Origin of the sequence: Pseudomonas frederiksbergensis (genome assembly GCF_001952935.1) — a bacterium.
Classification (GTDB): domain Bacteria; phylum Pseudomonadota; class Gammaproteobacteria; order Pseudomonadales; family Pseudomonadaceae; genus Aquipseudomonas; species Aquipseudomonas frederiksbergensis.
In genome coordinates this window covers 400323-414590 of the sequence record NZ_CP018319.1, presented here as the reverse complement: position 1 = coordinate 414590, position 14268 = coordinate 400323, and the positions used below count along the sequence as shown (strand labels likewise).

Sequence of the window (14268 nt, the reverse complement as noted above, 5' to 3'; positions counted from 1 at the left end):
GTCGCCTGAATAATTTACCGTGCGACTTTTTGCTGTAAATGACAGTCAGTAGACTTGTAACTGTTTTAAGACACTAATCGATACTCCGCTAAGCATCGATCTGTTGCACAATACGCCCCGGACCGTTTTCCTCAGGATGTTCAATGTTTAAATCAATTCCCATGCGTGTTGCAGGGCTGGCGTTGGTGCTGGCCGCCGCGGCCGGTTGCTCGTCGAAGAAAGCCCCTATCTACGAGCATGAGAACTTCGACGACTCCGGAACGTTTTCGCGCAGCTACCCGGTGACTGATGCGCAGACGTGCGAAGCCGCCCGTCGGGCGTTGCTCAGCCAGGGCTACATCATCACCAGCTCGGACCCGAAACTGGTCAGCGGACACAAAAGCTTCCAGCAGACCGGCGAGACCCACATGGAGATCAGCTTCAGTGTGGTCTGTGCCGATGACGGCAGTGAGGGGCGCCACGCGACCATGTTCGCCAACGCCTTGCAGGATCGTTATGCGCTGAAGAAGACCAACAACTCCGCCAGCGTTGGTGTGGGCGTGCTGGGTTCTGTGTCGATGCCGATCGGTTCGTCCGACGACTCGATGGTCAAGGTTGCCAGCGAAACCGTATCGTCGCCCAAGTTCTACGAACGTTTCTTTACCTTGGTCGAATTGTTCCTGCCGCCGGAAGCGAAAAAAGCCGCGCACATCCAGGAAAAGCCGAAACCCGATCTCGGCGTGCCTGAAGCCAAGGCCGCACCGGCTCCGTTAGCGCCGACTCCGGCACCTGCGGCAGAACCCGCGCCGGCGCCTGCTGAAGCTGCTCCAGCAGCCTCTGAGCCTGTGGCACCGCCGCCTGAAGCCGCTCCGATTGCTCCGGCCGACAACGCCGAGCCGGCATCGACCACGGAAACGGTCACTCCGCCGCCCCAATCAAGCCTGCCGCCACCCACCGAGCCTATTTCGGCCATTCCTGTTTCAGGCCAGTAATCGTGCTCTGACGCTGCGGGACCGGTTCAGACAAATCCGCTCCCGTAGTGCGCTGTTAAATTGATCCGCGTCAACCAGGCCGTTGTCCTACAGCCTGTATCGAAAAAATCCTGTGATAAATTCCTGACCGCCTGCTACGTTTTATTAAGTAGCCGCTGGGCGGTGTGTCTGCGTCATTTTTCTTTCACGTGGGCACTTTATGCTCGGGGCGCTGGTCATTTATTCAGGCGTTTTTTCAACGAGCCGTGGGAGATTCAAAATGGATGAGTATCAAGAAGAGCTGCTCGAGTATCAGGCGTTTGAACTGGACCCGCTGGAACCGGCCGAAGACGCTACCGAGCTATAAGCGTCAAGCGGATTGGCGATGACTGCGGCGAAACTCGCCGGGAGTCTGACCGCTCCAGCGTTTGAAGGCCCGTTGAAAGGCTTCGGCTGAGGCAAAGCCCAGCAGGTAGGCGATTTCTCCGAACGCCAGTTCGGTATCGCGGATGTAGGTCATGGCCAGGTCGCGACGCGTGTCATTGAGGATCGCGCGAAATTGCGTGCCTTCCTCGGCGAGTTTGCGCCGCAAGGTCCAGGTTGGCAGTTTCAGGCGTGCCGCCACTTCTTCCAGGTCGGGTTCCCGGCCACCATTGAGCAACGGCCCCAGTAACTGAGTGATGCGTTCACGCAGGCTGCGGGTGCGTGTCAGTTGCTCCAGTTCCCGCTCACACAGTTGCAGCAAGTGTCGCCAGGTGCTCGGGCAGTGTTCCGGGTTGCGCTGGGCCAGACTGGCAAGGCTCAAGCGCAGTTGATTGTGCTCGCAGCCAAACTGGATCGGGCAGTCACCCAGCACTTCATACGCCGTGCGGTAATCCGGCTCTTCAAACTCGATCTCGATACGTTCGGCCCGCAATGGGGCAGGGCTGATGCTGGACAATTGCTGCAACCAGCCAGCGATGATCGAGTCCACCACGAAGCGGTTATAGGCGTTGTAGGGGCTGATGGAGTAAAACCGCAGCCAGGCACCTTGGGCGTCTTCGTGAAAACTCGATTGTCCGCGATAGTTGGAGCCATATAAGGCTTCGAAGCGAATCAGGCAGCGCGCGGCTTCACGTACCGTCGGCGCCTGAGCGGCCGTGACCCCGGCCAGGCCGACCTGGCTCAGGCGACTGAGCTGGCCCATGCGCAAACCGAGTGCCGGGTTGTCGGTCAGTTGAATGGCGCTGTGGCCCAGGCGCATGTAACGCGGGATCGAGAGCCGAGCCCCCGCTTCGCTGAGGCGCGCGGCGTCGAGGCCGTATTGTTCGAGCAGCGGCTGAGGATCCACGCCATGGCTGCGCACGGCGTCGGCCAGGCTATGAACAAAGCCCACCGACAGATCGCCGAGGCGCATCGGCAACGGTTTCATCGGTTACAACCAGAGGTTCAGCAAACGCGCGCCACGGGCATTGCCGTCGACGAACTGCTGCCCATTACTGCTGAGAAAGCTTTGACCGGCGCTGCCCTGATCCCAGAACTGACCGCGCAGGAACACGCTCATGCCGGCGATTGCCTGGCTGCTGGGCGGTTGAGCGGTGAGTGTCAGGCGATGCCAGGCTTGGCCTTCGCTGAGTTCGCCGGCCTTGAGACTGACTGAGCCAGGCGTCGACAGCCCCTTGTAACCGCGCCACGGTTGGTCCCAGGTGCCGCGCCCGAGCACAAACGCCGGGACTGCGACGAACTGTGCACCCTGGCGGTCGAGCTTGCGGTAATTGTCCGGGTACCAGCTGTCGCTGCCGATCAGCACGCCCAGGCGTCCGGCCGGGGTGTCGACGACGTTGAGCGTATGCTCGCCATTGGCGGCAATGACTTCATGTTCATCGAAAATCGGGTGCATCTGGCGCTGGGGTTGGCCGATCGGCGAGCCATCGCGACCGAATACCACGCTGCTGTTGTACAACGCGCCGCGGCCGATTTTCAGGGTGCCGTCGATGATGCTGGGCTCAGGTAGCACGATAGAACCCGCCACCAACGTCACGTGGAATTCTTTCGCCAGTCCACCAAACAGTGCCTGGTAGTCCTTGGCCATGCCTTTGGCCTTCATGCGCAGATGCGCGTCGTCCAGACGTTTGTCGCCCTCGGCGCTGATCAGAGCGCGGAGGAACTTCAGTGGGTTGCTGACCGCCAGCCAGTTCATGGCTTCCTTGAGCGTGGTGGCCTGGTACAGCTCATCTTTCTCGCCGCTGACCATCAACCAGGTGCCGACATGTTCGGGCAGGACGACGATGGTTTTTTCATTCAGCAGGCCCTGCTCCTGGGCCTTTTGCAAATAAGCCGCGAGCTTGCGGTGCAGGCGCTCGGGGCTTTGATAGTCAGTGGGAAACAGTTCGGGCTGGATGCCCAGCAGGTTGCCGCGATCGGCGGGTGTGCCTTGGTCGACCGCGAGGTTGATGCGCAGGTCCGACAGGTAATGACCCACCGGACGGTCCGCGGCCCACATGGCGTAGGTCGTAAGGGCGGCAATCAATGCCATGGAGAAGGTCAGATACAGAAGTTTGCGCATGGGGAAACAGTCAACGGCCGTGTGCAGGATTCGCGACTAGGGTAGGGCGCATACCGGCGCTTGCCAAGGGGCGCTGCACATTTGGATCAATAAGTTGTCAGTTACGGTCATTGAGTGACAGCGGTGCGACTCTTAGTCTGTCCAGCATGACTGACGGGGGCCGTAGAGCTCCTGCACTTTTTCCGTGATCGCTCGATGTGGAGTTACCGATGGCCGCCGCTCATTACCCGCACCTGTTGGCCCCGCTGGACCTGGGTTTTACCACGTTGCGCAATCGTACCCTGATGGGTTCGATGCACACCGGTCTTGAGGAAAAGCCCGGTGGTTTCGAGCGCATGGCGGCGTACTTCGCCGAACGTGCCCGTGGCGGCGTCGGCCTGATGGTCACTGGCGGTATCGGCCCGAACGACGAGGGCGGGGTGTACTCCGGCGCAGCTAAACTGACCACTGAGGAAGAAGCGCTCAAGCACCGGATCGTCACCCGCGCGGTGCACGAGGCGGGCGGCAAGATCTGCATGCAGATCCTTCACGCCGGGCGTTATGCGTACAGCCCGAAACAGGTCGCGCCGAGCGCCATTCAGGCACCGATCAACCCGTTCAAGCCTAAAGAGCTGGACGAGGAAGGCATCGAGAAGCAGATCAGCGATTTCGTCACCTGTTCGACCCTGGCGCAACAGGCCGAGTACGACGGCGTCGAGATCATGGGCTCCGAAGGTTATTTCATTAACCAGTTCCTCGCCGCCCACACCAACCACCGCACCGACCGCTGGGGTGGCAGCTATGAAAACCGTATGCGCCTGCCGGTGGAAATCGTCCGTCGGGTGCGCGAAGCGGTAGGCCCGAACTTCATCATTATCTTCCGCCTGTCGATGCTCGATCTGGTGGAAGGCGGCAGCAGCTGGGAAGAAATCGTGACGCTGGCCAAGGCCATCGAGCAGGCCGGTGCGACGATTATCAACACCGGCATCGGTTGGCACGAAGCGCGGATCCCGACCATCGCCACCAAAGTGCCGCGCGGGGCGTTCAGCAAAGTCACGGCCAAGCTGCGTGGCTCGGTGAGCATTCCGCTGATCACCACTAACCGGATCAATACCCCGGAAGTGGCCGAGCAGATTTTGGCCGAAGGCGATGCCGACATGGTTTCCATGGCGCGGCCGTTCCTCGCCGACCCGGACTTCGTCAACAAGGCCGCGGCCGGCCGTGGCGATGAAATCAACACCTGCATCGGTTGCAACCAGGCTTGCCTGGACCACACCTTTGGCGGCAAGTTGACCAGTTGCCTGGTGAACCCACGCGCCTGTCACGAAACCGAGCTCAATTACCTGCCGGTGCAGCAGATCAAGAAAATCGCGGTGGTCGGTGCCGGTCCTGCGGGTCTGTCCGCAGCGACTGTGGCCGCCGAGCGTGGTCATCAGGTGACACTGTTTGATTCGGCCAGCGAAATTGGCGGCCAGTTCAACATCGCCAAGCGTGTACCGGGCAAGGAAGAGTTCTTCGAAACCCTGCGCTACTTCAACCGCAAACTGCAGACCACCCACGTTGAGGTGTGCCTGAACACCCGTGTCGACGTGGCGAAACTGGTTGAGGGCGGTTACGACGAAATCATTCTCGCCACCGGCATCGCGCCAAGAACCCCGGCGATTCCGGGTGTCGAGAACGCCAAGGTGCTGAGCTACCTGGACGTGATCCTTGAGCGCAAACCGGTGGGCAAGCGCGTTGCGGTGATCGGCGCCGGGGGTATTGGATTCGATGTCTCTGAGTTCCTTGTTCACCAAGGCGTCGCCACCAGCCTGGATCGCGAGGCGTTCTGGAAGGAGTGGGGCATCGATACGCATCTGCAAGCGCGCGGCGGTGTCGCCGGCATCAAGGCTGAACCGCACGCACCGGCGCGTGAAGTGTTCCTGTTGCAGCGCAAGAAATCCAAGGTCGGCGATGGCCTGGGTAAAACCACTGGCTGGATTCACCGCACCGGTCTGAAAAACAAGCAGGTACAGATGCTCAACAGCGTCGAGTACCTGAAGATCGACGACGAAGGTTTGCACATTCGCATCGGCGAAACCGGCGAGCCGCAGCTGCTGCCGGTGGACAACATCGTGATCTGCGCCGGGCAGGATCCGCTGCGCGAATTGCACGAGGGTCTGGTGGCAGCCGGGCAGAACGTGCATTTGATTGGCGGCGCGGATGTAGCGGCGGAGCTGGATGCCAAACGCGCGATCGACCAGGGGTCGCGGTTGGCTGCGCAGTTGTAATCAACACAAAATCTGTGGCGAGGGAGCTTGCTCCCGCTGGAGGCCGAAGGACTCCCTCTATCAGCGATGATGTAGTGTCAGGTTAATCAACGTCGCTGATTCTGTGGCTGCTGCGCAGCCAAGCGGGAGCAAGCTCCCTCGCCACAAGTCTGCTGCTAAGATACCGGCTCTTTACCCAGAGCCGGCGTCAATGCTTTCCCCACCAACAGACTGGCTACCCCTGGCCCCCCTCGAACCCTTTCATCTCGATTGGCTGACCAACGCTGGCATCGAAGTCGCGATCCTGCGCCTCGACCAGATCGACCCACTGATCAGTGGCAACAAGTGGTTCAAACTCATTGAGCACCTGAAAGCCGCTGACCGGATCGGTGCCAAAGGCATCATCAGTCTGGGCGGTGCCCACTCCAATCATCTGCATGCACTGGCCGCGGCGGGTAAGCGATTTGGTTTTCGCACCGTTGGCCTGCTGCGCGGTCATCCGCAAGAAACGCCGACGGTGAAAGACTTGCAGGCGTTCGGCATGCAGTTGCATTGGCTGGGTTATGGCGGTTATCGAGCGCGGCACGAGCCGGGTTTCTGGTTGCCATGGCAGGCGCAGTATCCCGATCTGCATCCGGTGCCGGAAGGGGGCGGCGGTGTGCAGGGAGCCAAGGGCTGCGTGCATTTGAGGACAATGGTCAGCGAGCAACTGAACGGTCTGGGCTGGAGCGACTACGACGGCTGGTGGCTGGCCTGCGGAACGGGTACCACCCTGGCCGGCCTGGTGCTGGCCGAGGCGGGCGAGCACCCGGTATATGGCGCATTGGCGGTGCCCGACGATCATGGCGCTGCGCAGCAGGTCGAATCAGTTATGCAAGAGGCGGGTTTGCCGGATCGTGCTTATGAATGGTTCGACGCCAGTCGTGGCGGCTTTGCCAAAGTCGATCCGCTGTTACTCGAATTCATCGATCGGACCGAACAGGCCAGCGGCGTTCCCCTCGAACCGCTGTACACCGGCAAAGCTCTGTTGGCGCTCAAGCTGCAAGTAGAAGCGGGAAGATTCGCAAGCGGCACGCGCCTGATCTTCATTCATACCGGCGGTTTGCAGGGCCGCCGGGGTTTCCAGTGAACGACGGAAATCACCCGCGCTTGGGCATCATCCGCAGCAAGGTGTTATCGCGCACCACGTAATGGTGATAAATCCCCGCCAAGGCATGCAGGCCGATCAGCCAGTAACCGATGGTGCCGCCGAGTTCATGCCAGCCCTCGATCTGCTTGGCCAACGCCTTGTCTTCCGGGATCAGCAGCGGCAGGTCGAAGCCGTAGAACATCACTTGATGACCTTTTGCGCTGGTGACCAGCCAGCCTAGTATCGGCATGGCGATCATGAAAATGTACAGCGCCCAGTGCATCAGTCTGGCCAATACGGTCTGCCAGTGAGGCGATGCCGGGAAGATTTGCGGTGCCGGGCCCAGGCTACGAGCAAACAAGCGCAGCCAAACCAGCACAAACACCGTCAAGCCCAACATGAAGTGCGATTCGGTGATCAGCGTCCGCCCCCCACTGCCTTTTGGAAAGATCCCGCGAAATTCGATGCAGGCGTAAACCAGCGCCAGCAGGACCAGCATCAACCAATGCAGCGTGATCGATACGGTGCTGTAGCGTGAGTCGGAATTCTTCCAGGGCATACGGTGTTCCTCACAGGTCAGGTCGAGCCACCGTTCTAATTCGACGGTGTGCTTTAACTGTAATCCTCTTAATTTCTTTCTGCCTGAGTTGAGTCAATTTTTTATCAGATGTCGTCGGTGATATGCAGACATTGCATCAGTGTTTGCCGGGTTCACCTGAATTCATCCATGCAGTTGTTGTAAGTAAGTCTTGAATTTAGTATCAGTACTGAGGTGGTGTTAAGAGGAGTGTAACTGTTTGTTGTTTATATTTGGTATTTGGGAGGAGTTTGCATCGCTCAAAGAGGTTGGTTATTTTGAAGGCGTAAAGTTTGTCAGGGAGACAAACTGAAAAGTTCGAAAATCATAGTATTTGTCGAGCGGCTAAAAAGGATTTTTATGAGTGTTAAAATGACAAGTAATAATAAGATCTATGCCGGCGTTGTAAAAAAGATGATGGCTAAAGCGCCGATCCCCAAACCAAAACCAACAACCAAACCACCCGTCAAACCCACCGTGCCCGTCAAGCCGCCTGTCAAACCGACCGTACCTGTCAAACCTCCGGTCAAACCGACAGTGCCCGTCAAGCCACCCGTAAAACCGACCGTACCCGTTAAACCACCGGTCAAGCCTGCCTTGCCTCCCGGGAAGGCGCCGATCCCGCCGACCAAGCCAGTGGGGCCCGTCCGGCCGCCGCTGCAGTGGCCAACCCTTAACATCAACATTGATCCGATAGCCTTCATTAACCTGCTGAACACCCTCGGCAGCATTCGAAACAGTGACGGGACGACTTCCCTACCCGATGGCAGTCTGGTCAACGCCGATAAAAACTCGGTGAAACGCCCGGACGGCATTATCCAGCACGCGGACGGAAGGGTAGAGTACCCAGACGGTCGCATCGTATGGCCAGATGAAACGATTGAATATCCGGATGGTCGCCTGGTCTGGAAGGATGGCACCGAGCAGTACCCCGATGGCCGTGTAAAGTATGCGGACGGCTCAATTTTTGATGCCAGCGGTAATCAAATAAATGAGGAGTGAATTCGAGCGGATAGAAGGCGCTCTGACAGTATCGTTCGGATGCTTAGTTTATAAGTTAGAGCGTCATTAATAAAAGTTCGATTATAAAAAAACGCCGTACCCTTCCAGGGTTACGGCGTTTTTTATAGTCGCGATTTTATGCAGTCTGTGGCATCTCGCCCTTGGCCAGACGTTTGTTGATATCAGCAATCACTTCCGGCAAATCAGTGATGGTGTCGATCATGTAGTGCGGGCGCGAGCCCTCGAACATTCCGTGGATGCGCTTGCGTTCGCTGTCCAGTTGGTCGCTGCCGAGGGCGCGGTAACCTTCGTAGTCCAGGCCCAGCGCGTTGCCCGAGCAGATCAGCGCCACGGTCCACATGCCGGCGCGACGACCTTCAAGAATGCCCGGCACGGTGTCGTCAATCTTCACGCAGGCTGCGACATCATCAATGCCCAGGGCGATCACGTTGGCCAGCGCCTGGGCCGGCCATGGGCGACCGTTAGGCACTTCGTCAGTGGCGACCACGTGATCGGCAACGTAACCGTTGGTGGCGGCCAGTTCGACCACTTTGTCCATGACCTGTTTCGGGTAGCCGGAGCAGGAACCGATCTTGATCCCTTGCTGGCGCAGGTTGGCGATGGTGTCCAGCGCGCCCGGAATCAGCGCCGAGTGCTCGGCGATTTTTTCGATTTGCAGGGGCATGAAGCGTTTGTAGATGGCGGTGACGTCGTCATCGGTCGGCGTACGGCCGAACACGGCGCGATAACGTTCGGCCACTTGCGGCTGATCGCAGAGGGTGCGGATGTGGTCCCACTTGCCCATGCCCATCGGGCCGCGGGCTTCTTCGATGGAAACCTGGACGTCGAACTCGGCGAAGGCTTCGACAAAAATCTGGGTCGGGGCGAAGGAGCCGAAATCGACCACGGTGCCGGCCCAGTCGAGGATGGCGGCTTGCAGTTTGGTTGGGTTTGTATAGTTCATGGTGATCAAATCCTGTGGCAACTGGCTAAAGGAGAGCTGCGTTTGGTGGGAGCGGGCTTGCTCGCGAAGGCGGTATGCCAGCTGACATAAATGTTGAATGTCAGTCCGCTTTCGCGAGCAAGCCCGCTCCCACAGGGGAATGCGGTGTGGTTTATATTTCGAGGACTTCCATCTCGCGCAGTACTTCGGCGATAGCCGCCACCGCCGCGTGCATCTCGGCCTGGTTGACGTGGCCGATGCAACCGACACGGAAGGTTTCGACCTGGGTCAATTTGCCGGGGTAGAGGATGAAACCCTTGGCCTTGACGCGTTCGTAGAATTCCTTGAACTGGTAGCGCGGATCTTTCGGCGCGTGGAAGGTGACGATGATCGGCGCCTGAATCGCGGCAGGCAGGAAACTGCGAATCCCCAGTCTGGCCATGTCATCGAGCAGCACCTGGCAGTTGTTGGCATAGCGCTGATGCCGGGCGGGCAAGCCACCTTCTTCGTTGTATTGCAGCAGGGCTTCGTGCAACGCCGCGACTACGTGGGTCGGCGGGGTGAAGCGCCACTGGCCGGTCTTGGCCATGTAGGTGTGCTGATCGAAAAGGTCCATTGCCAGCGAATGCGAGTTACCGGCGGCATTGGCCAGCGCTTCTTTGCGAGCGAAGACAAAGCCCATTCCCGGCACGCCTTCCAGGCATTTGCCCGAAGCGGCGATCAGTGCGTCGAACGGCACCTGTTGCGCGTCGATCGGCAAGGCGCCAAAAGAACTCATGGCGTCGATGATCAGGCGTTTGCCGTGTTGCGCGATGACGTGGGCGATTTCCGGCAGCGGGTTGAGGATGCCGGTGCTGGTTTCGCAGTGAATCAGCGCGACGTGGGTGATGCTGGCGTCGGCACGCAGCAGGCGGTCAACGTCGGCGGCGGTGGTCGGCTCGTCTTCGGCGGTTTCGAAGGTGCTGAAGGAGCGGCCGAGCACTTCGCAGATTTTCGCCAGGCGTTTGCCGTAAGCGCCATTGATCAGCACCAGGACTTTGCCGTCGCGCGGCACCAGCGTGCCGATCGCCGCTTCGACCGCGAACGTGCCGCTGCCTTGCAGGGGCACGCAATGGTGGCTGTCGCCGCCGTTGATGATCGCCAGCAGTTGTTCGCACAGGCTGGCGGTCAGTTGATTGAAGCGGTCATCCCATGAACCCCAGTCAACCATCATCGCCTGACGGGTGCGGGCCGATGTGGTCAGTGGGCCGGGGGTGAGCAGGATGGGTTCGGCAGTACTCATTCTCGTGTCCTCGCAATCGATGGGATGAAGCTACGGGGCTTAAATTGCAATTTGCCGAGCTATCAATCAAATTGTTTGTTGTTATGCCAGTCATCAGTGAGGGTTATTCATGAACCTGTTCCAGCTCCGCGCATTCGATGCGGTGGCCCGCGAGGGCAGTTTCACCCGGGCCGCCGCGCGACTGTTCATCAGCCAACCGGCGGTCACCGGGCACATCAAGGCGCTGGAGGAGCATTACCAGATCACCCTGTTGCGGCGCACCGCGCGACGGGTGGAACTGACGGAGGAGGGCACCAAACTGGCCGCGATCACCCGGGCGATGTTCGGTCTGGCCGAAGAAGCGCAGGTGATGCTCGAGGCCAACCGACAGTTGCTGACAGGGCGTCTGGAAGTTGCGGCGGACGGGCCGCACATGGTGATGCCGATGCTGGCGAGTTTGCGGGCGCGGTATCCGGGCATCACCGTGAACCTGCGACTGGGCAATGCTCAGGAAACCTTGGCGGCGTTGCTGTCGGAGCATGCCGACGTGGCGGTGCTGACCGAGGTCGAACCGCGCAAGGGCCTGCATTTGCAAGACTTGAGCGAATCACGGATTTGTGCGCTGGTGCCTGATGGCCATCCCTGGGCGCAGATGTCGAAGGGCGTACCGCTCAAGGCGCTGGATCAGGTGATCATGGTGTTGCGCGAGCCCAGTTCGATCACCCGGCGCACCTTCGACGAGGCGTGCGCCGCGGCGATGGTCAGTCCACGGGTGTTGCTGGAGCTGGACAGTCGCGAAGCGGTGACCGAAGCCGTCGCCGCAGAGTTGGGGGTTGGCGTGGTGTCGTCGGTGGAGGTCAGCCACGACCCGCGGGTGGCGGCGGTGCCGATTGTTGGTGAAGGGTTGGTAAACCGACACATGATTGGCTGCATGGAGCGGCGGCGGGATTTGCGCTTGATACAGGCGTTTTTCGAGTTGGCACCCGGCCGATAGACCGAGGTGCGGCCTTCGCGAGCAAGCCCGCTCCCACAGGGATTTTGTGAGCGCTGGATCGTCTGGATCGTTCCCACGCTCTGCGTGGGAATGCCTCAATGGACGCTCTGCGTCCGCTTTGGGACGCGGAGCGTCCCGGGCTGCATTCCCACGCAGAGCGTGGGAACGATCATTGGGGGAGGCTTTCGCGAACCATCTGCAGAAACGTCGCCACCACTCGCCGCGAACTCTGCTCGCGCAAGCACACCAGTGTCTCGGTCAACCGCCGTTTGCAGTCGGTAATAGGCAACGCGCAAACCCTCGAATCTGCACCGAACTCGGCAGCAGAAACCACACCAACGCCAATCCCCACCACCACCGCTTCCCGCGCCGCTTCCCGGCCTTCAACCTGAATCGCCGGGCGAATGCGAAAGCCTGCCTGAGCCATTTCTTCTTCCAGCGTCTGGCGCGTCACCGAACCGATTTCCCGCAGCACCAAAGGCGTGTCATCCAGGTCCGCGAGGCAAATCGACTCACGGCCGGCCCACGGGTGATTGCGCGAAACGAACGCCACCATCGGGTCATTGCGCAGCGGCAGCGAGATCAGACGTTCGTCACTGACATCGCGACCGAGCAACGCCAGGTCGGCCTGGTAATTGAACAACCGGAACAGCGATTCATCGGTGTTGCCGGTTTCGATCTTCACGCTGATACCGGGGTAGCGTTCGCAGAACCGCGCGATCTGTGGCAGCACATGCACCGGCGCATCGACGGCAAGAATCAGGGTGCCCGTCTGCAATGCCTGGGATTCCTGAAGTAACTCTTGAGCCTCGGCCTCGATGACGAACAGCCGCTGGGTAATGCTCAACAAGCGCTCACCCAGATCCGTCAGGCGCACCGAGCGTTTGTTGCGGTGGAACAGCAGCACACCGAAACGCTCTTCGAGCTTGCGCACTTGGTCGGAAATCGCCGGTTGCGTGAGGAATAGCCGCTCGGCGGCTTTGGTAAAGCTTCCGTGGACGGCCACGGCATGGAAGGCTTTGAGCTGGGCGTGGGAAACCGACATCGAAAACTCCAGTAACAAGCTGAGCTTATATTGGAAATACGATAAATCGATTTCACTTATTAATCAGTAATTGTTTTTATCCACCTCAGCCCCGGTGACTGGTCAGTCGAACAGCGTCGGCGGTCATGAGCCTGTGCGTGCAACAGCAGGACTCATCTGACCGATATCGCCTCAGGGAAGCTGCGATATCGAAGTGCTCAACAATAAAAAAACAGGCGTTATTTCTCAATTTCTGCCGGCACACTCACACCCTGAGGTCAGAACCACCATGAACAAGCACATCGGCACCATCAAGCGTTGGCGCGTGCAGATCTTCGCGATCACCTGGCTCGCTTACGCCGCGTTCTACTTCACCCGCAAAGCCTTTTCCGTGGCAAAACTGGGGATCGCCGAAGATCCCACCTTCATGCTCGACAAAATGGCCATGGCCAACCTCGACGCCATCTACCTCACGGCTTACGCCATCGGGCAATTCACCTGGGGCATCCTGGCCGACCGCTTTGGTCCAAGGGTCGTAGTGTTTGGCGGGTTGCTGATTTCAGCGGCGGCAGCCTTGGTGATGGGCAGTTTTGCGACGTTGCCAATCTTCGCTACCTGCATGTTGATTCAAGGGTTTGCCCAGTCCACCGGCTGGTCCGGGCTGTGCAAGAACCTCGGGAGTTTCTTTCCCTCTGAACAGCGCGGGCGGGTGCTGGGGCTGTGGAGTTCCTGCTACGCCTTTGGTGGGTTGGTGGCGTCGCCGTTTGCTGGCTGGTGGGCGTATACGCTGATCGGCACCTGGCATGCGGCGTTCTTTTCCAGTGCGGCGGTGGTTGGGCTGGTCGCCGTGCTGTTTTTTATTTTTCAGCGCAACAAACCCGAAGACGTTGGCTTGCCGGCGGTGGAACCGGAGCCGCAACTGACGGCGCAAGAGGCTGATGCGCAAAGCAGGATCAGCATTCTGGAACCGTTGAAAGAAATCCTGCGCAACCGCACCGTGCTGGTCCTGGGGCTCGCGTACTTTCTGCTGAAACCGGCACGCTACGCGATTCTGCTCTGGGGCCCGGTGATCGTCTTCGAGCAGATGCCCTCGGTGGGCAAGGTCGGCGCGGCCATCATTCCGACTGCCTTTGAACTGGCCGGGTTGCTTGGGCCGATTCTGCTGGGGCTGGCATCGGACAAACTGTTCGGCGCCCGACGCATGCCAGCGTGTGTGCTCAGCCTGTTGGCGCTGACCGTGACCCTGGCGTTGTTCATGGGTGCCCTGCATACCGGCAGCGTGATGCTGGTGGTGGCGCTGCTGTTCGTCATGGGCCTGACCCTGTACGGACCTGACTCGATGATCAGCGGCGCGGCGGCGATCGATTTCGGCACCGCCAAGGCGGGCGCCACAGCGGCCGGTTTCGTCAACGGTTGCGGCTCGGTCGGGGCGATTCTCGGCGGATTGCTGCCGGGCTACTTCGACTCGGTCACGGTGTTCATCGTCTTCGCGGGCTGCGCATTGTTTTCGGCCCTGGTGCTGATCCCACACTGGAACAGCCGCCCGGCTGCCCTGCGTGCCGAAAGCGCTTTCGTGCCTAACCAACCGATCAGCGTAAAACCTCTGCGTACTTAA

The 14268-nt window shown here is 59.7% G+C and carries 12 protein-coding genes; 6 read left to right on the top strand and 6 right to left on the bottom strand.

Going from position 1 to position 14268, the window contains the following annotated elements; genetic code table 11:
• Window positions 1–143 precede the first annotated feature (143 nt).
• The gene (locus PFAS1_RS02085) at window positions 144–971 is read left to right on the top strand and encodes a DUF2242 domain-containing protein (protein ID WP_076028022.1); all 828 of its coding nucleotides are present in this window, start codon (window positions 144–146) and stop codon (window positions 969–971) included.
• 349 nt (window positions 972–1320) lie between these two features.
• On the opposite strand, the gene PFAS1_RS02080 is transcribed toward PFAS1_RS02085, so the two are convergent.
• Both PFAS1_RS02080 and PFAS1_RS02075 read right to left on the bottom strand, forming a co-directional pair.
• Window positions 1321–2361 (bottom strand): AraC family transcriptional regulator, encoded by a 1041-nt coding sequence (locus PFAS1_RS02080; RefSeq protein ID WP_076028021.1) that lies wholly within the window; start codon window positions 2359–2361, stop codon window positions 1321–1323.
• A 3-nt stretch (window positions 2362–2364) separates the two neighbouring features.
• Window positions 2365–3495, bottom strand: a complete 1131-nt coding sequence (locus PFAS1_RS02075; RefSeq protein WP_076028020.1) for a carbon-nitrogen hydrolase family protein — start codon at window positions 3493–3495, stop codon at window positions 2365–2367.
• A 209-nt stretch (window positions 3496–3704) separates the two neighbouring features.
• Here PFAS1_RS02075 and PFAS1_RS02070 point away from each other — a divergent pair, with 209 nt between their 5' ends.
• Window positions 3705–5744: an oxidoreductase gene (locus PFAS1_RS02070; RefSeq protein ID WP_076028019.1), complete on the top strand. Its 2040-nt coding sequence runs from the start codon at window positions 3705–3707 to the stop codon at window positions 5742–5744.
• A 190-nt stretch (window positions 5745–5934) separates the two neighbouring features.
• A complete protein-coding gene (locus PFAS1_RS02065) occupies window positions 5935–6852 on the top strand; it encodes a 1-aminocyclopropane-1-carboxylate deaminase/D-cysteine desulfhydrase (protein ID WP_076028018.1) in 918 nt (305 codons plus the stop codon).
• Between the two features lie 10 nt (window positions 6853–6862).
• Here the strand turns inward: PFAS1_RS02065 and PFAS1_RS02060 are convergent, their stop codons facing one another.
• Window positions 6863–7411 (bottom strand): cytochrome b, encoded by a 549-nt coding sequence (locus PFAS1_RS02060; RefSeq protein WP_076028017.1) that lies wholly within the window; start codon window positions 7409–7411, stop codon window positions 6863–6865.
• A 378-nt stretch (window positions 7412–7789) separates the two neighbouring features.
• On the opposite strand from PFAS1_RS02060, the gene PFAS1_RS02055 reads away from it, so the two are divergent.
• Complete coding sequence (locus tag PFAS1_RS02055; protein ID WP_076028016.1) at window positions 7790–8431, top strand: hypothetical protein; 642 nt, start codon at window positions 7790–7792, stop codon at window positions 8429–8431.
• Window positions 8432–8567: 136 nt separating this feature from the next.
• Here the strand turns inward: PFAS1_RS02055 and phnX are convergent, their stop codons facing one another.
• Together phnX and PFAS1_RS02045 are read right to left on the bottom strand one after the other, a co-directional pair.
• Window positions 8568–9395 carry a phosphonoacetaldehyde hydrolase gene (gene phnX / locus PFAS1_RS02050; protein WP_074878433.1) on the bottom strand — a complete coding sequence of 276 codons (828 nt, stop codon included), beginning with the start codon at window positions 9393–9395 and terminating at the stop codon, window positions 8568–8570.
• Between the two features lie 151 nt (window positions 9396–9546).
• Entirely contained in the window at window positions 9547–10656 is a 1110-nt protein-coding gene (locus tag PFAS1_RS02045) for a 2-aminoethylphosphonate--pyruvate transaminase (RefSeq protein WP_076028015.1), read from the bottom strand.
• Between the two features lie 109 nt (window positions 10657–10765).
• On the opposite strand from PFAS1_RS02045, the gene PFAS1_RS02040 reads away from it, so the two are divergent.
• Complete coding sequence (locus PFAS1_RS02040) at window positions 10766–11629, top strand: LysR substrate-binding domain-containing protein (RefSeq protein WP_074878430.1); 864 nt, start codon at window positions 10766–10768, stop codon at window positions 11627–11629.
• A gap of 169 nt (window positions 11630–11798) precedes the next feature.
• Here the strand turns inward: PFAS1_RS02040 and PFAS1_RS02035 are convergent, their stop codons facing one another.
• Entirely contained in the window at window positions 11799–12674 is an 876-nt protein-coding gene (locus PFAS1_RS02035; RefSeq protein ID WP_074878428.1) for a LysR family transcriptional regulator, read from the bottom strand.
• A gap of 268 nt (window positions 12675–12942) precedes the next feature.
• Between PFAS1_RS02035 and PFAS1_RS02030 the strand changes: the two genes are divergently transcribed.
• Window positions 12943–14268, top strand: coding sequence for an MFS transporter (locus PFAS1_RS02030; protein ID WP_076028014.1), 1326 nt, complete (start codon window positions 12943–12945; stop codon window positions 14266–14268).